This window comes from Methylomicrobium lacus LW14 (genome assembly GCF_000527095.1).
Lineage (GTDB): Bacteria > Pseudomonadota > Gammaproteobacteria > Methylococcales > Methylomonadaceae > Methylomicrobium > Methylomicrobium lacus.
In genome coordinates, this window is record NZ_AZUN01000001.1 from 3936547 (window position 1) to 3959116 (window position 22570).

Below are 22570 nucleotides of genomic sequence, written 5' to 3' on the forward strand. Positions count from 1 at the left end.
ACCCGATTCCACAGGATTAAGTTTCACGGCCGCAACAGGATTGACCTGTCTTCTCGGCGCAATTTTACCGGCAATCCGACGATCGATTGTTAAAATGAAAGTTATGCAGTATTTTGATAGCTAACGGAAAAAGCCACCCCTTCCATTCCGAATCAGAGAGGATCAAGCCATGAGCCAGCATTCCAAGCCGCTTTATTACAGCGATTACCTGCAATTGGACACGCTGCTGAATGCGCAAGACCCCGAAAGCGGCAAATACGGCAAGGAAGCGCATGATGAAATGCTATTTATCATCACCCATCAGACTTATGAATTGTGGTTCAAACAAATCCTTCACGAACTGCTTTCGGTGCTGGAGCTATTTTCCCAAACACCTTTGGATGAGAAAAGGCTGCACATCATCTCGGTGCGTCTCGACCGGATCATTCGCATCCAGGCGGTGATCAATCAGCAAATCGGCATCATCGAAACAATGACGCCATTGGACTTTCTGGATTTTCGTAATTTCTTGATTCCGGCCTCGGGATTTCAAAGCAAGCAGTTTCGCGAAATCGAATTGCGTCTGGGCCTGTCGCATCATTTCAGTAACGTCAGTTTCGGACGTTTCAACCCGGAGGATTGCGCCTATCTGGAACGGATCGCCAAGCAGACATCGCTGTTTGAATGGGTGGATGCCTGGCTGGCCCGAACGCCGTTTTTGGAATGCGGGGGCTTTAGTTTCTGGGCCAGCTATCGCCTTGCGGTCGATAAAATGCTCGCCAGCGACGCCGACATCATTCAAAACAACCCGGTATTGAGCGACAAGGAAAAACAACAGCAAATTGCCGAACATGCAGCGACCCGTCAAAGCTTTGACTGCCTGTTCGAGCAACGGCTTTACGAACAATACCGGCAACAGGGACGCTTTCAATTGAGCCATAAAGCCACACTGGCGGCTCTTTTCATCCAGCTTTACCGGGACGAGCCGTTGCTGCAACTGCCCTTCCGGGTATTAAGCCGTCTGATGGACATCGACGAACACTTGACCCATTGGCGCAGCAGCCATGCCTTGATGGCGCAAAGGATGCTGGGCAGCAAGATCGGCACCGGCGGCTCGAGCGGCCATGATTATCTGAAGGCGACCGTCAGCGGTAAACGTATCTTCGCCGACTTGTTCAATTTATCCACCTTCCTGATTCCCCGCTCGCTGTTGCCTGCGTTGCCGGATTCTTTGCTGCGCGACCTGGGGTTTCAACAGGATCGACACTAAGGATACTCTGCATAAGTCGGCTACGCGGGTAAAATAATGGCAAAAGCGGGCCGGAATTCAGCCTGAAGCCCGGTACGACCATGCCGCCCTTGGGGCGAATGCTGCCGGCAACAGAGCGCCGGCAGATCATCGAGCGTATCGTGAGGTATTTGAGTGCGATGCAGGCCCAGTCTTCGGCGTCATGCGCAACAAAATAACCGGGGCAGGAAGGGACAACAGAAAATGTAAGGTGGACGCGTTACGCTTATCCACCCACATTAGAATCCATTTTTACGGTAATGGCCCTGATTTAAAGGCCGCCGATGAAATCTTTTTTGCCGATCGCCAGGCCGTTATGCCGCAAAATCGCATAAGCGGTCGTAATGTGGAAATAAAAATTGGGCAGCACGAAATGCACGAGATAGGGCTGGCCTAAAAAGCTGACTTCCTGGTTGCGCAATTTGAGCGTGACCTGTCTCTCTTCGCTGCCGTCGATTTTTGCGGGGCTGACGCTTTGAACAAACGCGATCGTTTTGGCGATGCGCGCCAGCAACTCCGGAAAGGTGGATTCGTTATCGTCATAAATGGGGACTTCCAGGCCGGCCAGACGCGCGGCGCAGCCTTTCGCCATATCGGTGGCTATTTGCACTTGCCGGGAGAGAGGGTACATGTCGGGCGCTAAGCGCGCATTGATCAAAACGGCCGGATCGATTTTTTTCTCGTCGGCGTACTGAATAGCCAGTTCGAGTATTCTCGATAAATTATCCAGCATACGGACGAAGACTGGGACAGAGGCTTGGTACATCGAAAGTGACATGATGAATCTCCGGTAAATGCGTTGGGAAGAGTTGTAACTATAACAGGTGTTAGTTTCCGGTTCACAAAAGTCAATCGCATCGGTCGAAACCGGCCTAACCCGCGTTCGCCCTCGCCTTCGATGTTTTTTAGTCATAAAAGCGAAGCGTATTGATGCGTGTCAGCAGTCCTGAGATTGATGAGCTGCGCCGTTTGTTCCCTATCCGCCCTTGCGATGATGTCAATCGTTCGGCAAGCCCGCATCGGTCAATTGCTTGAAGGACAAATATTTGTAACTGCCCTTGCGCATATTGAAAAAAAATAATTCGGGCAGGCTCATTAAGATGCCGGTTGCGCCTGAGCGCAAATTTTTTCCCGCATCCAGGGGCCAGCTGAAAAGCCCATAAACGCTTTGGCCGATCCCGGCGGCGGTATTGACCGCACCGAACAGGGGCCTGAGCAGCACGCTGTCGTCGGTAAAAAACACGAATAAGGCATCGTCAGGATTGTATTGGTATAAGCGGCTGCTCACGATGTTCGATTCCCTGATCGCGGTGATCAGCTCGTTTTGTCGAGCTCTGAGCTTTGCCAGTTCGAGGCCCCGGTAAGAATCCAGGTCGCGGCTCTCTAACACGCGGTAACGATGCTGAACCGCTTGGTAGGAGACGAAAGGGATGAAGTGATAAGGTATCGGAACATATCCCCCCAGGCGTTTTTCGGATTCCTTGATCGTCAAAGCTTCCGGATTCGCAGGTTTATCTCCTGTTCGAAAGGGAGCTGACATCGCCTGATCGATGGTTTTGAACAATTCGGTGACGCAATTGCGGGTGATCAGATCATAGCGATAGCTTTGCCCCAACGTTTCAAACAGGCTGTGTTCAAGCTGATCCAGTGCGGACAGCGCGGTCGTCAATTGCTCCTTTGTCAGATACGGCCGCGGCCCCGCCGGAAAACCGATGCTCTTGGCGGGCAGGGCTTGCTGGCCTCGATAGCGGAAATCACGGCGCTGCTCGCTCTTGAGCAGTTCGCTATAACGATTGGCCGCCATTTCGATTCGGCTGTATTCGGCTTCGCTCAAGCGTTGACGGAACGCGGCCGACTGGCGGATTCGATCCCAAGCGGTCCTGGCGTCATTAATCAGAATCCGTAACTGGGACTGATGTTCAAGGTATTGATCCGGCCTGAGCCATTCGCTGTTGTCGGCAAAATCGTCAATAAAAGCCCAGTAGCCCGACTGCAACGAGGCCTCAAGCGCGAGATACCGGGCCAGATTGACTAAAACCGCATAGCCCCAGTCCGGCCGGCTGGAAGCGATCGCTTTAATCAGCCCGGTTTCCAGATCGTCCCGTAACAGCCGCAAACTTCGTCTTTCCGCTTCGGAAATCTTGAAGGCGGGTTGATGCGTCAGCACCAGCGCATCGGATTGCAAGGGACGCGCATCGAGCAGGGCTTCGAGTGCAAATAAGGAAGTCACGGAGTCCGCGTAGCTTTCGCTGAAGGAATAGAGGGAGGCCGGGAATTTTTCAGCGGATGAATTCGTATCGAGCGCAGGCCAACGGCTTGGCGCCAAGGCTTTGATTTGCGCTTCGATCTGTGCGCGCCGGCTTTGCAAAAAGCCCGTCCCATAGCGCTGCTCGATTTTTTGACACAAGTTTTGAATGCCGAGCGACTGCTGCCCGGCCAATTCGTTGTCCGTGTATTGAGGCTGCCGGCCCGGCTCCGGATAAAACAGCCCGACGCCTTTTAAGCGCAAAACCGAGGCCGCATCGGCATCAAACCAAGCAGGCTCGGCCGTCAATCGATGCAGCAAGTGCCGGATAAAGAGCCTGTCCCGATGCAGATCGTCGAGCCGTTTGAACTGCCTTTCCTGCGTCAAGAACTGCCATTTGAATTGATCTTTCAGCAGATCGAGGGTGTCTTCGCTGACCTCGATGCGGCTTTGATGCAGCGGGCGATTCTGCAAATACCGGTATAAAAAATGAAAGTCGGCTTTTTCCTGCCGGAACAGCCGAATCAGGCCGGAATCCACATGCTGATAATGATAGATGTCGTCATCGAATTGAATCGCAGCATGCCCTCCGCTCGAATTCCCTTCGCTGGCTTCGATGTACAGGTAATTGAAGGTCGCCGCTTCTAGGGAGGGCGACAGCAAAACCAAGGCCGCCATCACCGCAGGTATGCCGAGCGACTGCCACTTCGAGCGTATCATGATCCGGGGAGCCGGCCAGAGTCTGCGAGGGAATTATTTTTCCGACTCGTAACCTTTTTGAATATTTTGCATCTTCTCTGCATCGGAGCCTGCAAAATTCTGCTTATAGGTTTCGTAGGCGACACCTTCAACCCCGGCTTTTTTCAAGCCTTTGCCGATCGCCAGGTAGGTTTTGGGTTCCTGGTCCCAATTAACGATGCCGATCTTGGCGGCAATATCGCTCAAGCCTTTCAGATAACTCGTGTAATCAGCCTCCGCAGCGGAGGATTTCACATAAGCCATCGTGTAGTCTGACACTTCATTCTGGTATTTCTTTTCTTTATTCGACGTTGAAGACTCGCTCGAACCTGATGAATCGGAGATACTCCCCACGCTGTCGGAAACGCTCTCGACGCTATTGGAAATGCTCTTCGAGCTATCCGAGAACGAACAGCCGGCCACGATCAGCGGAAGTGCCAGAAATGCGGCCTGGATACGGCTGTGATGAAAGCGTACTGGAATAGAATGCATGATGATCTGCCGCTAAAGTTAAGGTGATTTAGTGGAAAAACATACCCAATATTGCCGGGTATTTTCGGTAAATTAGACCCTTTATCGGTGATAAAAACAAGCCGTGTTGAGGCCGCGTTAGCGGTAATTCCCTACAATTACCGGACTCATAGTCCGGTAATCAGTTAAAATAGCCGATTGCCAAATCCAGTTTTAACCCCATGAAAAAAATCGAACTTCTCTCTCCCGCCGGCACCCTGAAAAACATGCGCTATGCGTTCGCATTCGGCGCCGACGCAGTGTACGCCGGGCAGCCGCGCTACAGTCTCAGGGTGCGCAACAACGATTTCCTAGCCGAAAATCTCGGCATCGGCATCGCCGAAGCGCACCGGCTTGGCAAGAAATTTTTCCTGGCGACGAATGTGATCCCGCACAATGCCAAGGTCAAGACCTTCATCAAGGACCTGGAGCCGATCGTCGCGATGCAGCCGGATGCGCTGATCATGGCCGACCCCGGCCTGATCATGCTGGCGCGCGAAACCTGGCCGGACATGCCGGTGCATCTGTCGGTGCAGGCCAATACGGTCAATTACGCGACCGTCAAATTCTGGCAAAGCGTCGGCGTCGAACGCATCATCTTGTCGCGCGAACTGTCGCTGGACGAAATCGCCGAAATCCGTCAGCAATGCCCGGATATGGAGCTGGAAGTGTTCGTGCACGGCGCGCTGTGCATCGCCTATTCCGGGCGCTGCCTGCTGTCCGGCTATTTCAACCACCGCGATCCGAATCAGGGCACCTGCTCGAACTCCTGCCGCTGGAAATACGATACGCTGCCGGCGCATGAAAACGCCGAGGGCGATTATGTATTGAACGGCGGGGCCTTGACGATGAACGACCTCAGCACCGCCAGTTGCGGCGGCGCCGAACGCCATCCGCTGGCCGATAACGTCTATTTCCTGCAGGAAGAAAACCGCCCGGGCGAGTTGATGCCGGTGTTGGAAGACGAGCACGGCACCTACATCATGAACTCGAAAGACCTGCGCGCGATCGAGCATGTGCAGCGCCTGGTCGAGATCGGCGTCGACAGCCTGAAAATCGAAGGCCGCACCAAGTCGCACTACTATGTCGCGCGCACCGCGCAGACCTACCGCCAGGCGATCGATGATGCAGTGGCTGGCCGCCCGTTCCGCCCGGAACTGCTCGGCGTATTGGAAAACCTTGCCAACCGCGGCTATACCGACGGTTTCTACCAGCGCCATCACACCCAGGACTATCAGAACTACATCACCGGCTATTCGCTTAGCCGTCAGCAGCAATTCTGCGGCGAAATCAGAAAGTACGACAGCGCGACCGGGCTTGCGGAAATCGAGGTGAAAAACAAGTTTGCGGTCGGCGACCGCATCGAGCTGGTTTTGCCCGAAGGCAACCGCGACATCGTCGTCGAACGAATGCAGGACATGCACGGGCAGGAAATGCAGGAAGCGCCGGGTGCCGGCTATGAAGTGAAAATACCGCTTCCGGCGGCGAATGCGGGATACGGTTTAGTGGCGCGGTATTTCTAAAAAGTTTGCTTCGGGAGCAGGGTTTCGTGCCTCACCCATCCGCGCTACATTGGGTTGGTGACAAACAGCTAAAGGTGCCGACGGATACAGGGTTTCGCCTGATGCTTCACCCGTTCCGTCGGCATACCCAATTAGGGATTTATGATCCGATGTTTAATATCCACCTCCATAGGTGGTCATTGCCGCCTTGGCTTTAGTTGTAGAACCCTTCCATGTGCTCGGTAAGCTCGTCAGCGTTTTGGATGCGCTGGTTTCCATCAAGCCGGTTGACGATCCCACTTGGTCCAGGAAAGCCATTTTCCCTTTCGTTCCCAGTATCGCAATCCAATAAGGTTGGCCCGCGGTTACAGAAACTGGGGGAATCGGGATTGAGTTCCACGCTCCCGCCTTAAGTTTGCTTATCTTGCCTGTAGCCACGCGAGTCCCAGGGTGACCGTTATTGTCCTTATAGATACCGGCAACCAGCTCCGTTGCGGTTGAGCTGGCGTCCAGATAAATTTCCACTGTGGTCAATACGCTGGACTTTGCGGGCGTCGTCTGGAACGCTTCGGCAGTGCCCTGAGCTCTGTAATCGATCCAAGGCTCCAGGTTTTTGTCGCCCATGACAAACTGCGGAGGATTTGAAACACTAATGGCGGTTGCTAAGTTGGAGTTGACTTCGGATGCTGTCAAAGCCCGATTGTAGATCCGCACCTCATCGATATAGCCTTGGAAATATTCACCCCAAACACTATTGCCGCCGATGTGCAATACGCCGCTGGATTGTTGAATCAGGCCGTTCTGGGCAGTCTTGGCGACTTCGATGCCATTGATATAAAGCCGCTGAACTTGCCCATCATAGGTTCCTACCAGGTGCGTCCATTGATTCAATGCCAACTGTGCTGGTTCGGCGACACCGCGGTCACTACCATTATTGATATAAGCACTCGCTCCGTCGGCATCCGAATTGGCATAGAGACCATAACTCAAGCCTCCTGATACTTCCTTCAAGATGACATTATTCCAACCGGCCAGTGACTGCGGGTATACCCAGGCTTCGAGCGTCATGCCGGCTGAAAGATCCAGCGAGGCGCTGTCATTGACAGTGACCCAGTCATTGACGCCATCAAACTTCAATGCATTTCCATATTTACCGGCGGTAATTCTGACTGCTTCGTTAATCGTGCCGTTATTGCCGTTACCCGAGGCATCGGCAATCATCGTGCCGCTGGCTTCCTCGAAACCGTAGGCCGCCACTAGGCCATTGCTATTGCTTGTTAGCTGATTCGTGGTGATCGATGAAGAGGAGACACTGATGAAGTTGTTGTTTGTTTTGGTGTCGCTGCCGCTGCCGCTCGGTCCTGTGACCGTTAAACTGACCGTGTAGGAGCCCGACACGCTGTAGGTGTGGCTCGGATTGACTTCCGTACTGGTCGTGCCATCGCCAAAATTCCAAGATCTGCTGCTAATGCTGCCTGTCGAGGTATCGGTGAAATTGACCGCGACCGGCGCTACACCGGAGGTCGGGGTTGCTGAAAAATTGGCTACAGGTGGCGGCGTCGTCACGGTAATGGCGTTCGGCTGGGTTTTGGTCGCGCTGCCGCCGGGGCCGGTGACGGTCAGGCTGACGCTATACGTTCCCGGACTCGTATAGGTCACCGTGGGATACTGGCTGGTCGCAGAGGGTATCGAGGCATCGCCGAAGTCCCAAGTGTAGCCGGTGACCGTCCCGGTCGTAACCGGTGTGAAGCTGACCACCAGAGGATAATCTCCGCTGGTTTTACTGGCTGTAAAGTCAGCCGTTAATGCCGTCGTCGTGGTAGGGACGGTCAAATTGACTTCATTGGAATAAGCGCTTTCGGTGGCCTTGGTCGTATCGTAGGCCTTCGCCGCAAAATAGAATGTGGAGCCTTCCGTTAGCCCCGAAACCGCGTAACTGGTCTGGTTGCCCACATCAACGGTTGCCGTGTAATTGCCGGGGCTGGTGCCGTAAGAGACTTTATATCCCCCCACATTGGATGACGTGCTCGGATCCCAGACAAGGTTTACTGTGCCGGCGCATAAATTGCCGCTGAATAAAAACAGGGCAAGCACGGGCAAAAAAAAGCGCGGGCAGTGCTCGCGCGAAAAAGTCATAGTCAGAAAATTGTTCATAGAAGTCAGCTTAGTCCTCTCTTAAAAGATAAGAATCGGAGCTAAAGTTTAGTTGGGGCTTTTATAAATATTGTGATATGGCTCACAAATTTGGTGCGGAATGGTCTTGACTTTCGCATTGCAACTGATTCAGCATGGTAAGGATTTGAGGGGTGCGATATATTAAGCGCTGTTCAAATTTAGTGTGCTATTACCGGTTATTCGAAAAACCATCAGCCGCAATGCTGCGGTGAAATCCGCCATTACTACGGCGCCACCAGCCTTGCGGAAATCGAAGCGAAAAACGCATGTTGCCACGACGATGAGGGTCTGGATTTCATCCTCGCCTTAAAGTTTTGGTATCTCAAGCGTCAAAAAAGCGCGGACTGGGCAACATGATCCATCCGGCTAAAGCGTATTAAAGATTGCAACCTACTGGGTATCTCTAGCGCAGCTTAAGATATTCTAATAGATCATTTGACTTACTTTTATGTTGAGTTGATGATTGCGTCATTTTCAGACAACCATATCGAATGGAGTTTCGATGAAATTCACCATGCGTTTCCTCGCGGCGTTAGCCCTTTATATGACTGCCCTTGCTATCCTTAGCCCGGCACACGCCGCCGTAGGCACCACCTTCGCCAGCCTGTATGCCAGCAGCCAGGGCATCAGGAGTTTCCACGGTCATGTTCCCTCCTCGTACCAGCAGGGGATTCCGATGCCCTTGGTCGTGGCGCTGCATGGTTGCTCTCGGGGCAGCCACCATTACGAGAAGCGGACCGGTTGGAGCAAACTGGCCGAGCAACAAGGATTCATTGTCGTCTACCCGGCCCAGAGCATCCTTGCAAACCTCAATCTCTGCTGGAACTGGAGCCTGTCGAAAAATCAGCATCGCGGCAAGGGCGAGCCCGCCATCATCGCCGGTATTACCGACTATGTCCGCAGCCACTACACAGTAGACCCCAACCGCATCTATGTCACCGGCACATCGGCCGGCGGCGTCATGGCCAATGCCATGACCGTTACCTACCCGGATGTATACGCCGCCTCCAGCATCATCGCCGGCTGCGAATACCTTTGCGACCCTTCCACAGTGAAGACCCCGGAAGAGTCGGGAGAGGCCGCTCTGATCGAGATGAACGTCCGGGCGCGCGCCGTGCCGACCATCCTCTGGCAGGGCACCGCCGACACCGTCGTGCCGCCGCCGACGGTCGACCGGATCGTCGGTCAATGGGCAACCATTGACGGAATCGACGACATCGCGGACGCCACCGAGTATGGCCAGGTTCCCAACGGGCGCAACTACGTCCACCAGATCTATGAGGATTTGGCAGGGAACACCCTCATCGAGCGATACCTGATCGATGGCGCCGAGCACACCTATCCGGGCGGCTGCGACTGCGACCCGTTAGTGGATCCTAAAGGACCCAACGCTACCGGCTTGAGCTGGGAGTTTTTCGAGGAGCACCCCATTCCTTAGGTGCTTATCGCCGGGGGGCCGTGCCCGGCTTGTCCGGGTGCGCGTCCAGGGTCAATGTGCGTATCGTCATCAAGTAATGGGATAGGGCTGCGGACGTTGACGGGTCATTCCAAGCGGGCCAACGAAGCAGCGATGAAGGGGAGGATTTTTCGTTGTTCGTGTATGTCCATTCAAAGGTATGGAACTTGTACCCCCCATTTTTCGCGTGACAGAAAGTATCGCTTGATCCATGAGTGTGGGGAAAAATGATACTCGCGAGCTTTCATCATGTTACTCGTTACTCCTGAAAACATTGCCTCCGTAATGGATCTGGACGTTGTTCCGCATTCGTTTTCCGAGCTTGATCATCTGGTTGCCGAAGGCCTGCCCAAGAAAGCATTGAAGGCCAGCGTCGAACGTATTTGTTCGACCCTCGAAGAAAAAAAGCGGCTGTCATATCAAATCGTACCCGAGGCGACCTACAAGCGCCGCCGTACCAAATTGACCGCGGAAGAATCGGGACGTGCCGAACGTCTGGCCAGGGTTTATGCGACGGCGCAATATGTCTGGCACTCCGACGATGCTGCGAGGACGTTTCTGCACACGCCCCATCCGATGCTGGAAAATCAATCGCCCCTCGAAAGTGTCGTTGACCGAAATCGGCGCGCGCCGCGTCGAGGAACTGCTCTGGAAGTTGTTTTACGGCATTGCGGCCTGATGCGGATTTTCCGAATCAGCGACAGCCGCTTCCCGATCTGGGACGGCACCGGCGCGGCTTTGGTCGGCGGCCGCAGGAACAGCCCAGGCCGGCCGCTCATCTATGGCTCGTTGAGCTATTCCTGCGCGATGCTCGAAATATTGGCCCATGCCAATATCGGCCGTATACCGGTTACCCACGCTTACGTGGTCGCCGAAGTGCCGGGCGGTATCTCGATTGAAACGCAGAACGCGGATTCGCTGGCTCCCGGGTGGGATCGCGAAAACAGCCCGTACGCCAGAACTTTCGGCGATCAATGGCTACAAGAAGCAAGAACAGCCATTTTGATCGTTCCTTCCGTAATCGCCCGCTTGGATGCAAATGCCTTGGTCAATCCCAATCATCCGGACGCCAAAAAGTTAATCGTTTCTCCTCCCGAAAAGATTGATTGGGACAAACGGCTTTTAGGCAAAGGGTAGGGCGGTTTTCGCGATAGCAAAACGCCAACACGCTTTAAGGCTATGGCGAATTGCCTATCGACGAATCCATCTTACGGAGTGCAGCCCCAATCCTAACGTTTTGGTGCATCAAAAATCCTTAAAGGCAGAAGAAAAAATGTAGGCTGGGTTGGAGCTTCGCGTAAACCCAGCTTATTTGCTTCGGAAGTGCTGGGTTTCGTACCTCAATCCAGCCGCGCGGTACGGCGCAATAGGTAAAGCAGCCGGGGCCGTATGGGAACTCGACTGGAAGCGGTACGCGGTATACCCTGAAGGGCATAAATGCGTACCCTACAACGGTGAAAGAGCAGGGAGCGAACGAGTCGCGTTGGGTTGCATTTTTCGCAACCCAATATTTGACGCCTTGAATGTTGGGTTAACGACGACTGCATAGATGCAGGAGGTGGAGCAATACAGGAGCAATTGCCGATAAAGCTATTAACTCAATCTACCTGGCTTTAGTTGACCAGTTTATGGTCACGCTGACGCATACAGGTTTTGAATGCTCGTTTAAAGTCCTCGTTGGCTTCATAACCTTTCCACAATCCAGCGGGAATGGCCAAAATAGCACCACCCGCGGCACCTGTTGCAGCACTGCCCGCTATCGCGCCAATAGCTGCGCCACCCGCTGCACCCGTAACAGCGCCAACACCTGCCCCCATAGCGACTTCTTTTGTGATATCCGAGGCTTGTTTTGCCAGCACCTTACACTCTACCATGTCGCGCTGAACGGTTTCTGGATGAGGGTCCATACGAGGATCAACAATCGGATGCCAGCCACTCATAGAGGCACATCCAGTGGCTAATACAGAAAGCGCCAAGATTGTCGGTAAATTATTTCTTTTCAAGTTTTTCTCCAAAATGGGATATCTTTAATCCTTAATATAATATTATAAATTTAGAAATAACTAAAGGTTAACAAGGCGCTGTTTTGTATGAGCGGCATTAAAATAGCCACTTTTAAGTCCTATGTCGAATATTGAAGCGAGCTTATCAATTGCCTGCTTTTTGGCCGATGGCGGAAGCATATTGATGCAGATAGGGTAAGGTGCGCGGTGCGTACCCTACCCTCTTTGGTTTTTCATTATACGACAGCATGATTGTCAGTTCAGCGCTGGAGGCTGGCTGTGCGATTCTGTAATCGGAAGACATGCAATCCGGCCAGAACATCAAAGGCCAATTGGTTATTACCAATCCTTTTCTGAATTAGGAAAGCGCCAAATTTCAGATTACCAAAACATGGCTACAGGATACTGAATAATCATGTTATCCGATGTCAAAATGGTTAAATCGTGCGCGATTGCCTGGCAAATCAGCATCTTGTCAAAAGGGTCGCGATGGTGATTAGGCAAACGGCTTAACTGAAATACGGCTTTTTCATCAAGGCTCAGCAAGTATCCAGCAGGATTTTCATTTTATTCCTTCAAACGCATCCAGTATTTCGTCCGGCAGCGGCTCAAAAAAACCGGCGGGAATTTGCACTTGTCCCTTGGCTAGGCCGATAGGACGCTGCTTGATTGGTGTTTGCTTATCCTGTGTCAAGCCGAGCCTATAGTAGTGGATCACATCGTAAATCTCGGCCAGCTTTTCATCGGGAATGAGTTTAATTTCAGCAATGATTTGGTCTTGCAACATGGAGGCTCTCTTATTAGAAATAATAAAAAGGTTAGGCTACTTTCGTTTCATCATGCAATTGTTGACGTCCTTTCAGCTTTTGATGAATGCTGCCGGGGCTTAATTCCAAGCCGTTGCGCCAGCATAATGCGCCTAACGCCAAAAAAAATTGTTGAAAATACGAATCGTCATTTAAGGAATGCGTCAATTCGGTCTGTCGATCGATCAAAGGTTGCAGGTCGTAATCTCCCCATGAGCTATCGGAAAAATACAGGCGCAAAATTTTTTGGCGGATGTGCTCTGCTCGAATGATTTTAATCATTGTCGGCTCCTGCTATGCGCTATAGCCGCAAAAGTAGGAAATGACGGGCATTTTATACCCCATTATTTTTCAGTAACGGTAAGGTCAGATTGTAATATAAAAAACCAGGATCGAGTTTGCTGGTCGCATCAGGATCATGCGATTCTTGCAAAAATGCGTTACAATACGCGGTTTTGCACTCACTCATAGAGTATGTCCGAAGTCCTTTCAGAACTTAAACGCCGCCGCACCTTTGCGATCATTTCGCATCCTGACGCCGGTAAGACCACGATCACCGAAAAGCTGCTCTTGTTCGGCGGCGCGATTCAGTTGGCAGGATCGGTGAAGGGGCGGAAGGCGGCGCGGCATGCGACGTCCGACTGGATGGAGATGGAGAAGGAGCGAGGGATTTCGGTCACGACCTCGGTGATGCAGTTCGAGCACAAGAACGCGATCATCAACCTGCTCGATACGCCGGGCCACGAGGACTTTTCCGAGGATACCTACCGCACCTTGACCGCGGTCGATTCGGCGCTGATGGTGATCGACTCGGCGAAGGGCGTCGAGGAGCGGACGATCAATCTGATGGAAGTCTGCCGCCTGCGCACGACGCCGATCCTGACCTTCATCAACAAGCTGGACCGGGAAGGGCGCGAGCCGATCGAACTGTTGGACGAGGTCGAGCATGTGTTGAAGATTCAATGCGCGCCGATGACCTGGCCAATCGGCATGGGCAAGCGCTTCAAGGGCGTTTATCATCTTTATAAGGATGAGATTCATCTGTTCAGCCCGCAGCACGGCGGCCGGATCGCGGAAGCCGAAGTGATCAAGGGGCTGGATAGTCCGAAGCTGGACGAGTTGCTTGGCGATCAGGCCGAGGAACTGCGCATCGAGATCGAGCTGGTCAAGGGCGCGAGCCATGAGTTCAGCCTGGAGGCGTATCTGGCCGGAGAGCAAACACCGGTGTTTTTCGGCTCCGCGATCAACAATTTCGGTATTCTCGAATTGCTCGACGCATTCGCCGAATTCGCGCCGCCGCCGTTGCCGCGCCAAGCCGAGCAGCGCGTCGTGGATCCCGAAGAGGAAAAATTCACCGGCTTCGTGTTCAAGATTCAGGCGAACATGGACCCTGCGCACCGCGACCGCGTCGCCTTCATGCGGATTTGTTCGGGCAAGTTCGACAAGGGCATGAAGATCCATCATGTGCGGATCGGCAAGGCCATTCAGGTTGCCAACGCGATCACCTTTCAGGCGGACACTCGCAAGGCGGTCGAGGAGGCCTATCCGGGCGACATCATCGGCCTGCACAACCACGGCACGATTCAGGTCGGCGATACCTTTACTCAGGGCGAAACGCTCAAATTCGGCGGCATTCCGTATTTTGCGCCGGAATTGTTCCGCCGGGTCGTGTTGAAAGACCCGTTAAGAGCCAAGGCCTTGCAAAAGGGCCTGGTGCAGTTGACCGAGGAAGGCGCGACGCAGTTGTTCAGGCCGCTCAAAAACAACGACCTGATTCTCGGCGCGGTCGGCGTGTTGCAGTTCGACGTGACCGCGCACCGGCTGAAAAACGAATACAACGTCGAATGCGTCTACGATGCGGTGAGCGTGTCGACCGTGCGCTGGGTGTCGTCGGACAAGCCGGCCAAGCTGGAAGAGTTTAAGAACAAGGCATTCGAGAATCTGGCCGAGGACGGCGGCGGGTTTTTGGTTTATCTGGCGACCAGCCGGGTGAATTTACAGTTGACCCAGGAGCGTTGGCCGGATATCAAGTTTAGCGCGACCCGGGAGTTGTAATTTACATGCCTCGATTCCGCTACGCTGCCTCGAGGCTACATCTTTTAGGATACAAAACGCGTCTCGCCGTTCATGCGAACCATCGGCGTCAAATGGCTGGCGAATTGGCGGGCGCTTTGCTCCCAGGAGTAATTCAGCGCATGCCGGCGGCAATCGGCGGGATTCAGTTTTAACGCATCCAGCGCGGCCTGTTGCAGATCGGTGCTGAGCACGCCGACCGGCGCGTTGCCGATGATGTCTATCGGGCCGGGTGCAGGAAACGCCGCGACCGGCACGCCGGAGGCGAGCGCTTCGAGTATCACCAGGCCGAACGTATCGGTATGGCTGGGAAACACCATCACATCCGCCGCGGCCATATAGCGGGCCAATGCTTCGTCGGTCTGAAAGCCGACGAAGCGCGCTTTGGGATATTTCTGCTCCAGTTCCGCGCGCATCGGGCCGTCGCCGATCACATACTTTGTGCCGGGCAGATTCAGTCTCAAAAAATCCTCGACATTTTTCTCGATCACCACGCGGCCGACATAGGCGAAAATCGGGCGCTCGCCGGCCAGGAAGCCTTTGTCGCGCGCCCGGTACAAGTCGGTATCGACCCCGCGCGACCAGATCACCATCCTGTCAAAACCCTTGGCGGACAATGCCTGCCGCATCGATTCGGTGGTGACCATCACGCGCGTGCTTTCGCTGTGAAACCAGCGCATGTAGCCGTAGCTGATCCACAGCGGCAGGCCGATGCGCATCTTGAAATATTCGGGAAAACGGGTGTGAAACGAGGTCGTGTAGTGATAGCCCCGCTCGTGGCAGTAGCGTCTGGCGGCGAAACCGACACAGCCTTCCGAGGCCAGATGGATCGCGTCCGGTTTGAAGGCTTGCAGGGTAGGGAGGAGGCGCGGGCCGCGCAACAACGCCCGGCCGACGCTCGGGTGGCCGGGGCGGGGCCAGGTATAGAAACGGTCCGGGGCGCACAGCTCGACCGTATGGCCGAGCCGGTGCAGAATCTCCGTCGTGTGGGTCAGGGTCGTGACGACGCCGTTGATTTGCGGATGCCAGGCGTCGGTGATCAAGGCGATTTTCAAGGGGGCTCTCCTGCTTGAGTCAGCGTTCGGTAGAGTCCCCCAGCCTAACACGGCTTTGTTACAGTAAACGCCTCGCCGGCAAGGCGGCTAAATCCGCCGGATCGAATGGTCCTCGATCACGATCAACTGTTTTTTATAAAGCGCGCCGATCGCCTGTTTGAAGGCTTTTTTGCTGACGCCGAAGGCCGCATAAATCGCTTCGGGAGGGCTTTTGTCGCCCAGCGCCAGCACGCCGCCGCTTTTGTCGAGTTCGGCCAGAATCTTGTCGGCCAAGGGTTCGATCTTGCCGTAACCGGGTTCATGCAGGGTCAGGTCGAGCTTGTGATCGTCGCGGACTTTTTTGATATAGCCGGTGATTTTCTGGCCTTTGCGCAGCGGCTGGAGGATTTCGTTCTGATACAGCATGCCCCAGTGGGTGTTGTCGACGATGGCTTTGGCGCCCAGTTCGGTATGCTCCGCAATCATCAGACTGACCTGCTGGCCGGTTTTGAAGTCGGGGCCTTCGTCGGACAGAAAACGGTCGAGCTTGGCAGTCGCGACGATGCGGCCTTTGGCATCTTCGATCAGCTTGACCAGATAAGACCGGGCGGCCTGCATTTCGGCGGTTTGTTCGTTGAACGGCACCAGCAAATCCTTCGGTACGCCCCAGTCCAGAAACGCTCCGTAATAGTTGACAGCGGCGACTTTCAGCCAGGCGATGTCGCCGACTTCGGCCAGAGGCGTTTGCAGGGTCGCCGCGAGATGGCCTTCGCCGTCGATATAGACGAAGGCGGTCACGCTGTCGCCCATCTGGTAGGACTTGGGCGGTATTTTGCCGGTCAAGAGCACCATCGGTGATCCGGGTAGGCCGAGGTAAATGCTCGGGCCTTGCACTTTGACGACTTTGAGTTGATTGGTTTTGCCGATGTTGATCATGGGGGAATAAGGTTGTGCCGGAAGTTTTGTAATGCTCGTTTGGTAAACGACCTATCAGGTTTATAAAAAACCTGGCAGGTCTGTGGTGACTGCAAGGAAATTATTTTGACCTAATCCTTAGTTTTAATTGGTGATGATAAACCGCACCGCATCCAGTTTCAGCTCGGCCGATTCGATGTTGTCATGCGCGAGCATCGTCATTTCCTTCAGGTGTTCGATTTCTTCGGGCTTGATCGACGGATTGACTTTTTGCAGGCGCATCATGCGTTTGATTTCCTCGGCCAGCGATTCGAGCATTGCGCGGGTCGCGTCCTGAACGAGCGTCTGCATGTCGGTCTTGGCGCGTTGTTCGGCAGCGTCGAGCATTTGATTCAGGTGACTGCGCTGGTTGTTGATAAACGTGACGATCTTGCTCTTGTCGAAATTGACGCCGGCATCGATCAGGTCGTCATGGTCTACCGTATCGGTCTGGTCCTGCTTGTTTTGATCGATCAGCACGCGCACCGGGGTATGCGGCAGGAAGCGTCCGAGCTGCAACTCGGGCGGCGCGCTGCATTCGACCACGAACAGGCATTCGAGCAGGAATTGGCCGGCCTTCAGGCTTGGATGCTTGACCACGTTGATCGAGGCATTGCCGGTCTCGCTCGAAATCACCAGGTCCATAGCGCCCAACACCATCGGATGCTCCATCGTCAGGAACTGGAAGTCCTCGCGGGCGAGCGCTATCGAGCGATCGATCGTGACCGTCATGCCGTCTTCGGACAGGTTCGGAAAATGCGAGATGCGCAAATGCTCGCTCGGTTTGATGATGAAACAGTCGAGCGAATGGAATTCGGTATCGACGCCGTAGCTTTCGAACACGTCCTCCATGTATTGCCACAGATGGCTTTGCCGTTCGTAGCGCTGCAAGGCGTCGATGTATTGATCGGCGACTTCCTTGCGGCAGGAGTTCAATTCGAGCAACTGGTCGCGGCCTTGGTGCAGTTCGATTTCGATCGCGGCGCTGCGCTCGCGGGTAAGCGCAATGAAGGCGTCGAGCGGGGCGAAGTCCCGCGCCGTCAGCAGCGAACTCAACTCGCCGGCGAGCTCGTCGGCGACGTGTTGCGCGGCCGAGTTATTGTGGCGGAACACGTTCAGGCCTTCGTCATACCAGCGGAACAGCAGTTCCTGTTCGCTGCCGCGCAAATACGGCACGTGGATGCGGATGATGTGTTTCTGGCCGATCCGGTCGAGACGTCCGATCCGTTGTTGCAGCAGATCCGGGTTGGCGGGCAGATCCCAGAGGATCAGCTGATGCACGAACTGGAAGTTGCGGCCTTCGCTGCCGATTTCGGAGCAGATCAGCAGGCGCGCGGAGCTTTCCTGATCGGCGAAATAGGCGGCCGCGCGGTCGCGTTCGATGATCGTCATGCCTTCATGAAACACCGCCGCGGCGATGCCGGTGCGGTTTCTGAGCGTTTCTTCCAGAGCGATTGCGGTTTGCGCCTCCTTGCAGATCAACAGCGCCTTGTCGCCGGCGAACTGTTTGAGCGTATCGACCAGCCAGGCGAAACGCGGATCCTGTTCGAGATCGCCGAGGTTTTCCCGGCCTTCCAGCGCATAGCCGTAGCGTTCGCGGTCCGGAAAACCCTGCACCGTATGCCGGGAGTTGCGGAACAGGATACGGCCGGTGCCGTGATGGTCGAGCAAGACGTTGATCAATTGCGCGCGGGCGTGCGCGGATTTTTCCGGATGGCTCAGGTTTTTCAACAGGCCTTCGACATTGTCATCCTGGACCAGCGCCCGCAAGGCGGCTGTGGATTCTTCGGTCAGGGTCTGCTCGGCGAGCAGCGCCTGCGCCGCCTTCGCGACCGGCTCGAACAGGTGTTCGTCTTCGAGGTAACGGCTGTAGCTGTAGAAACGGTCGGGGTCCAGGAGGCGCAGGCGGGCGAAATGGCTCAGCTTGCCCAATTGCTCGGGCGTCGCGGTCAACAAAATCAGGCTTGGGGTTTGCAGGCCGAGCTGTTCGATGAACAGATATTCGGGGCTCGGATGGTCTTCGCTCCATTCCAGATGGTGCGCCTCGTCGACGATCACCATGTCCCAGCCGGCTTCGAGCGCCTGGCGCTGGCGGTTCGGGTAGCGGCTGAAGAAAGACTGGCTGCATAAGACCAGTTGTTCGTTTACGAACACGTCTTCGTTTTCGCCGGGCTCTTCGTCTGCTTCATCGTCGGAGAGTTCGTTTTCCAGGTTGACGTTCCGGCAGCGTTCCTCGTCGATGATGCTGAAACGCAGATTGAAACGGCGCAGCATTTCGACCAGCCACTGATGCAGCAGCGTCTCCGGCACGATGATCAATATCCGGCTCGACAACCCGTTGATCAGCCGGTGATGCAGGATCATCCCGGCTTCGATCGTTTTGCCGAGGCCGACCTCGTCTGCGAGCATGATGCGCGGCGCGAGCCGGTTCGCGCATTCGTGCGCGATATAGATTTGATGCGCGATCAGGCTGGTGCGGCCGCCCATCAGGCCCTTGACCGGCGACTGGTGATGCTCGCGCAGCCGGCGCCAGGTCTCGTAGCGCAGCGAAAACCAGGCGGGCGGATCGAACTGGCCGGTAAACAGGCGGTCCTGGGGCTTGTTGAACTGAATATGATGGTTCAGTTCCATTTCCTCCAGGCGAACTTCCTGGCCAATATTGTTTTTGCCGATGTAAGTGATCAGGCCATTGTTTTCGGTCAGATTATGAACGGTGATCTTGGAGCCGTCGATGGCTTCGATTGTGTCGCCGACTGAAAATTTAACGCGCGTCAGCGGCGAGTTGTCGCTCGCATAAATTCTTTTTTCGCCGGTTGCGAGGAACAGTACGGTGACCCGGTTGTAGGCGGCTTCGAGAATCAGCCCCAGTCCCAATTCCGATTCGGTGTTGCTGATCCAGCGTTGTCCCGGAATGAAATTTTCCATTTATCGATTCGCTCATATTTTTGCTATAGAAGAGGGTGACTATTATAAGCGTTGTATAAGCGTTGTAGATAAAAGTTACGGCTAAATGATCCTGAAATAGGGAGATCGATCAATGTATCCTTTGGCGTTACAAGGCATAATCGAAGCTCGCGGGGCTATCTGTTAAGTCTCTGTTCAGTTGATGCAGCTTATGCTATTCTCAAGAAAATCGCGTTACGCTTTACGACACCCCATCATCTCTTAACTCACTATACCTAAACGACTATGAAAAAATTACTGATCGCATTACCCCTATTTGCGGTGGCCCTGTGTTTCGCGGGCACTGCCGATGCTTCCGGCGGACATCCAGGCAAAGCCAAAGGACATCATAAGCATGGGCACAGAGACGAGGTCGTGCATTATTATGTGCCTGTGCAACCTCCTGCTCCGGCCCCCCGTTACTATTCGGCTCCTGCTCCGCAGCCTTATCATGCTCCGGATCGCCGCTCGACATCGGGATTGGCGGGCAGTGTGGTCGGCGGCGCCGTGGGTTATCAGGTCGGCAACGGCAATCCGCTCGCGGCTGGCGTAGGTGCGGCGGCCGGCTCCCTGATCGGCAACGAAATCGGCAGATAGCCCCGATCAAATTATCTTTTTCGTTAAGGCATCATTCAGCTACAAGCATGCATAATTTAGCCAACAAAAAAGATTACAGTTGTTATTTTTAGCGTTTGATCAACATCATAGAGAACGATCTTATGAAAAAATCATTGTTATTCATCTCCTTGACGGTTTGTGCAATGATGCTGTCGAGAGTTTCCCTGGCAGACGGCTGGGGACATCACCATGGGCATCACCATCATCATGACCATCATGTCGATTATTACGCTGCCCCTGAAGTGCGCTATTACTACCCGCAGCCGGTTGTAAGTTATTATGCGCCGCCACCGCCGGCAGTGGTTTATCAGGCGCCACCTCCACCGCCTCCGGTCTCGTATTATCCCGGCGGCCGGCCGTCCACCAACGGTTTGGCGGGCGGTGTAATCGGCAGTGCGCTGGGTTATCAGTTCGGTTCGGGCGACCCGCTGGCGGCCGGTGTCGGCGCCGCAGCCGGCTCATATCTGGGCAATGGCTTCGGCGGCTACTAAGCGCCAATCTTCTCTCGCTCATCTCAAGCAGACATCAAGGCCTCTCGCCGGTTCGGCGGGCAGGTCTTGAGTTTTTTCGCCTCCATAGGCTGGCTTCATCGGGCCGGCATAGTCAAAGCGGGAAATTGGATTACACTTTAAGCCGTGTTGTTGGTTTATTTTCAACCGGCTTAGAGTGGATGCCATGACTATCTTTTCGCGTATTGTAACAATCCTCCTGTTTTTATCGGCCGCCGGTTGCGCCAGGACCTATCAGGCCCGCTATGTCGATACCAGCGACTTTCTGAGCGACTATTCGATCCTGAAAGAAGATCGGGACGATGATGCCTTGCTGAGTTACTGGAAACAGGGTGCGGATTGGTCGCATTACAAGAAAGTCATCGTCGCCCCGGTCTTGATCCGAAAAACCAAGGATTCCGGTTTGAACGACAGGCCGCAGATTGAAAGCAGCCGGCTGAAGGAATTGTTCGAATACCGGGTGCGCGAAGCGCTGAAAAAGGACTTCAAATTGGTCAGCAAGCCGGGTCCGGATACGTTGCGGGTGCAGTTGGCGATTACCGACGCGGAAACCTCGACCCTGTTGTTGGATCAGTTCACGACGCTGTATCCTTCGGCGCGCGCGTCATCGTTGCTGAAGCACCTGGTTTTGGGCACCGAATCGTTTGTCGGCAAGGCCAGCATCGAAAGAAAAGTGACCGATTCGACGACCGGCGAATTGCTGATGGCCTCGGCCGACTGCCGGGCCGGCGGCAAAACCTTGGCGGGATCATTCAATGATTGGGATGATGTCGAGCAGGCTTATCTGTACTGGGCTCAGCAATTGAGCTATCAGCTTTGCGAGAAGGCGGGGAATCCGAATTGTCAGGCGCCAGACGTTTCGTTATTTGGCTTCTAAGATTTTGGCCGGACTTTAGAGAACAATGAAAAAAGGGGCTTTGGCTGTGATCAAACGCAGCTAAAGCCCCTTTTTTGTCGGATGCGGATAAAACGGCTTACTCGTTTTCCAGGTCGCTCAAAAACATATCCTGAATCAGGTTCCGCTCGCCATGGGTCAGCTTGAACCGTGCATATTGAGTGCCGGGCGGCAAAATTTCATGTTCTTGTTGCACATCGGAGGGCGATCTTCTGCGATCCTTTTGGCGTCTTTCTGCTTTGCGGCGGTTCAATTTGGCAAAGGTCGATTCTCTGCCTGGTATTTTTTCCTGCAATTCGGTGGTGCCGAATTGGCTGGAGGCGCTCCGGCGATCCTCATTTGGGCGCGTATCCGAGGTGCGCCGCACGTTTTTGCGTAAATTGATGATATTCATTGTAATAGTGACTCTGTTAGTGATGGCGGTATTCTGACCTTAAAAATGCTGTCATTTTTTCCATTAGCTAACTATAGAATAAAAACCGCCCGGATTCTATAGGTATATTTATCACATTATGTGAAAATCCAGATTGCGTTCCTCGTTGAAGACCGACCAGCCGAATAGCTCTTTGCGATGGAGTTGTTTCATGGTTGCGCTTCCAGTGGAGACTCGGAAATCATTGATCGGCCAGGGGATAGTGCCGGCGCCGCCTTTCTGTTTGCAGCAGAATGGCCGTGCGCGCGGCCGGGTCCATTTGCCGCCATTCCTTGATTTCGTCGAGCGTGCGAAAACAGCCCACGCAGAGATTGTTTTGATCAAGACAGCAGACGTTGACGCAAGGCGAGGCGGGGGCTTCCTGGCAAGAGTTCATCGTGTTTCGGGGGTGTTGTGAAAAGGGGCGCGG

General features: G+C 54.2%; 21 protein-coding genes. 8 read left to right on the forward strand and 13 right to left on the reverse strand.

The features are described 5' to 3' along the window. The first annotated feature begins 169 nt into the window (after positions 1-169). Complete coding sequence (locus METLA_RS0118375) at positions 170-1249, forward strand: tryptophan 2,3-dioxygenase family protein (RefSeq protein ID WP_024299946.1); 1080 nt, start codon at positions 170-172, stop codon at positions 1247-1249. Between the two features lie 289 nt (positions 1250-1538). On the opposite strand, the gene METLA_RS0118380 is transcribed toward METLA_RS0118375, so the two are convergent. The 3 genes from METLA_RS0118380 to METLA_RS0118390 all read right to left on the reverse strand — a co-directional run bounded on the left by METLA_RS0118380 (position 1539) and on the right by METLA_RS0118390 (position 4742). Further along, on the reverse strand, positions 1539-2045 hold the full coding sequence (locus tag METLA_RS0118380) for a DUF1993 domain-containing protein (RefSeq protein ID WP_024299947.1): 507 nt from the start codon (positions 2043-2045) through the stop codon (positions 1539-1541). A 219-nt stretch (positions 2046-2264) separates the two neighbouring features. Continuing rightward, on the reverse strand, positions 2265-4232 hold the full coding sequence (locus METLA_RS0118385; RefSeq protein ID WP_024299948.1) for a hypothetical protein: 1968 nt from the start codon (positions 4230-4232) through the stop codon (positions 2265-2267). A gap of 33 nt (positions 4233-4265) precedes the next feature. After that, the gene (locus tag METLA_RS0118390) at positions 4266-4742 is read right to left on the reverse strand and encodes a putative lipoprotein (RefSeq protein ID WP_024299949.1); all 477 of its coding nucleotides are present in this window, start codon (positions 4740-4742) and stop codon (positions 4266-4268) included. Between the two features lie 200 nt (positions 4743-4942). Here METLA_RS0118390 and trhP point away from each other — a divergent pair, with 200 nt between their 5' ends. Next, positions 4943-6283, forward strand: a complete 1341-nt coding sequence (trhP, locus tag METLA_RS0118395) for a prephenate-dependent tRNA uridine(34) hydroxylase TrhP (RefSeq protein ID WP_024299950.1) — start codon at positions 4943-4945, stop codon at positions 6281-6283. A gap of 153 nt (positions 6284-6436) precedes the next feature. Here trhP and METLA_RS23785 read toward each other — a convergent pair whose 3' ends face one another. Then, positions 6437-8416, reverse strand: coding sequence for a LamG-like jellyroll fold domain-containing protein (locus tag METLA_RS23785; protein ID WP_024299951.1), 1980 nt, complete (start codon positions 8414-8416; stop codon positions 6437-6439). Between the two features lie 523 nt (positions 8417-8939). On the opposite strand from METLA_RS23785, the gene METLA_RS0118405 reads away from it, so the two are divergent. Together METLA_RS0118405 and parT are read left to right on the forward strand one after the other, a co-directional pair. Further along, on the forward strand, positions 8940-9875 hold the full coding sequence (locus tag METLA_RS0118405; protein ID WP_024299952.1) for an extracellular catalytic domain type 1 short-chain-length polyhydroxyalkanoate depolymerase: 936 nt from the start codon (positions 8940-8942) through the stop codon (positions 9873-9875). Between the two features lie 267 nt (positions 9876-10142). Further along, on the forward strand, positions 10143-11030 hold the full coding sequence (parT, locus tag METLA_RS23305; protein WP_198408480.1) for a type II RES/Xre toxin-antitoxin system toxin: 888 nt from the start codon (positions 10143-10145) through the stop codon (positions 11028-11030). 476 nt (positions 11031-11506) lie between these two features. Here parT and METLA_RS0118415 read toward each other — a convergent pair whose 3' ends face one another. From METLA_RS0118415 to METLA_RS0118430, 4 genes are all read right to left on the reverse strand, one after another. Then, positions 11507-11896, reverse strand: coding sequence for a glycine zipper family protein (locus METLA_RS0118415; RefSeq protein ID WP_024299954.1), 390 nt, complete (start codon positions 11894-11896; stop codon positions 11507-11509). Positions 11897-12277: 381 nt separating this feature from the next. Then, positions 12278-12442, reverse strand: coding sequence for a PIN domain-containing protein (locus METLA_RS23865; protein WP_342665881.1), 165 nt, complete (start codon positions 12440-12442; stop codon positions 12278-12280). A 16-nt stretch (positions 12443-12458) separates the two neighbouring features. Next, a complete protein-coding gene (locus METLA_RS0118425) occupies positions 12459-12683 on the reverse strand; it encodes a hypothetical protein (protein WP_024299955.1) in 225 nt (74 codons plus the stop codon). Between the two features lie 31 nt (positions 12684-12714). Continuing rightward, complete coding sequence (locus METLA_RS0118430; protein ID WP_024299956.1) at positions 12715-12984, reverse strand: DUF2442 domain-containing protein; 270 nt, start codon at positions 12982-12984, stop codon at positions 12715-12717. A 192-nt stretch (positions 12985-13176) separates the two neighbouring features. On the opposite strand from METLA_RS0118430, the gene METLA_RS0118440 reads away from it, so the two are divergent. Continuing rightward, positions 13177-14757, forward strand: coding sequence for a peptide chain release factor 3 (locus tag METLA_RS0118440; RefSeq protein WP_024299957.1), 1581 nt, complete (start codon positions 13177-13179; stop codon positions 14755-14757). 44 nt (positions 14758-14801) lie between these two features. On the opposite strand, the gene METLA_RS0118445 is transcribed toward METLA_RS0118440, so the two are convergent. The 3 genes from METLA_RS0118445 to rapA form a co-directional block, all read right to left on the reverse strand. Then, positions 14802-15830 carry a glycosyltransferase family 4 protein gene (locus METLA_RS0118445; protein WP_024299958.1) on the reverse strand — a complete coding sequence of 343 codons (1029 nt, stop codon included), beginning with the start codon at positions 15828-15830 and terminating at the stop codon, positions 14802-14804. Between the two features lie 87 nt (positions 15831-15917). Next, a complete protein-coding gene (locus METLA_RS0118450; protein WP_024299959.1) occupies positions 15918-16745 on the reverse strand; it encodes a CvfB family protein in 828 nt (275 codons plus the stop codon). Between the two features lie 123 nt (positions 16746-16868). Further along, positions 16869-19688, reverse strand: a complete 2820-nt coding sequence (gene rapA / locus METLA_RS0118455) for an RNA polymerase-associated protein RapA (protein ID WP_024299960.1) — start codon at positions 19686-19688, stop codon at positions 16869-16871. A gap of 264 nt (positions 19689-19952) precedes the next feature. Here rapA and METLA_RS0118460 point away from each other — a divergent pair, with 264 nt between their 5' ends. From METLA_RS0118460 to METLA_RS0118470, 3 genes are all read left to right on the forward strand, one after another. Continuing rightward, entirely contained in the window at positions 19953-20303 is a 351-nt protein-coding gene (locus METLA_RS0118460; protein ID WP_024299961.1) for a glycine zipper 2TM domain-containing protein, read from the forward strand. Between the two features lie 122 nt (positions 20304-20425). After that, the gene (locus METLA_RS0118465; protein WP_024299962.1) at positions 20426-20815 is read left to right on the forward strand and encodes a hypothetical protein; all 390 of its coding nucleotides are present in this window, start codon (positions 20426-20428) and stop codon (positions 20813-20815) included. A gap of 184 nt (positions 20816-20999) precedes the next feature. Beyond that, a complete protein-coding gene (locus METLA_RS0118470) occupies positions 21000-21710 on the forward strand; it encodes a DUF3313 domain-containing protein (protein ID WP_024299963.1) in 711 nt (236 codons plus the stop codon). Between the two features lie 97 nt (positions 21711-21807). Here METLA_RS0118470 and METLA_RS0118475 read toward each other — a convergent pair whose 3' ends face one another. Both METLA_RS0118475 and METLA_RS0118485 read right to left on the reverse strand, forming a co-directional pair. After that, positions 21808-22122: a hypothetical protein gene (locus METLA_RS0118475; protein WP_024299964.1), complete on the reverse strand. Its 315-nt coding sequence runs from the start codon at positions 22120-22122 to the stop codon at positions 21808-21810. A gap of 220 nt (positions 22123-22342) precedes the next feature. Continuing rightward, positions 22343-22537 (reverse strand): DUF1289 domain-containing protein, encoded by a 195-nt coding sequence (locus tag METLA_RS0118485; RefSeq protein WP_245598824.1) that lies wholly within the window; start codon positions 22535-22537, stop codon positions 22343-22345. Positions 22538-22570 lie beyond the last annotated feature (33 nt).

Bases quoted from the DNA above. Each gene is read 5' to 3' on its own strand.
- METLA_RS0118375 (WP_024299946.1), top strand. From the start codon at position 170: ATGAGCCAGCATTCCAAGCCGCTTTATTACAGCGATTACCTGCAATTG.
- METLA_RS0118380 (WP_024299947.1), bottom strand. From the start codon at position 2,045: ATGTCACTTTCGATGTACCAAGCCTCTGTCCCAGTCTTCGTCCGTATG.
- METLA_RS0118385 (WP_024299948.1), bottom strand. From the start codon at position 4,232: ATGATACGCTCGAAGTGGCAGTCGCTCGGCATACCTGCGGTGATGGCG.
- METLA_RS0118390 (WP_024299949.1), bottom strand. From the start codon at position 4,742: ATGCATTCTATTCCAGTACGCTTTCATCACAGCCGTATCCAGGCCGCA.
- trhP (WP_024299950.1), top strand. From the start codon at position 4,943: ATGAAAAAAATCGAACTTCTCTCTCCCGCCGGCACCCTGAAAAACATG.
- METLA_RS23785 (WP_024299951.1), bottom strand. From the start codon at position 8,416: ATGAACAATTTTCTGACTATGACTTTTTCGCGCGAGCACTGCCCGCGC.
- METLA_RS0118405 (WP_024299952.1), top strand. From the start codon at position 8,940: ATGAAATTCACCATGCGTTTCCTCGCGGCGTTAGCCCTTTATATGACT.
- parT (WP_198408480.1), top strand. From the start codon at position 10,143: ATGTTACTCGTTACTCCTGAAAACATTGCCTCCGTAATGGATCTGGAC.
- METLA_RS0118425 (WP_024299955.1), bottom strand. From the start codon at position 12,683: ATGTTGCAAGACCAAATCATTGCTGAAATTAAACTCATTCCCGATGAA.
- METLA_RS0118430 (WP_024299956.1), bottom strand. From the start codon at position 12,984: ATGATTAAAATCATTCGAGCAGAGCACATCCGCCAAAAAATTTTGCGC.
- METLA_RS0118440 (WP_024299957.1), top strand. From the start codon at position 13,177: ATGTCCGAAGTCCTTTCAGAACTTAAACGCCGCCGCACCTTTGCGATC.
- METLA_RS0118450 (WP_024299959.1), bottom strand. From the start codon at position 16,745: ATGATCAACATCGGCAAAACCAATCAACTCAAAGTCGTCAAAGTGCAA.
- rapA (WP_024299960.1), bottom strand. From the start codon at position 19,688: ATGGAAAATTTCATTCCGGGACAACGCTGGATCAGCAACACCGAATCG.
- METLA_RS0118460 (WP_024299961.1), top strand. From the start codon at position 19,953: ATGAAAAAATTACTGATCGCATTACCCCTATTTGCGGTGGCCCTGTGT.
- METLA_RS0118465 (WP_024299962.1), top strand. From the start codon at position 20,426: ATGAAAAAATCATTGTTATTCATCTCCTTGACGGTTTGTGCAATGATG.
- METLA_RS0118470 (WP_024299963.1), top strand. From the start codon at position 21,000: ATGACTATCTTTTCGCGTATTGTAACAATCCTCCTGTTTTTATCGGCC.
- METLA_RS0118475 (WP_024299964.1), bottom strand. From the start codon at position 22,122: ATGAATATCATCAATTTACGCAAAAACGTGCGGCGCACCTCGGATACG.
- METLA_RS0118485 (WP_245598824.1), bottom strand. From the start codon at position 22,537: ATGAACTCTTGCCAGGAAGCCCCCGCCTCGCCTTGCGTCAACGTCTGC.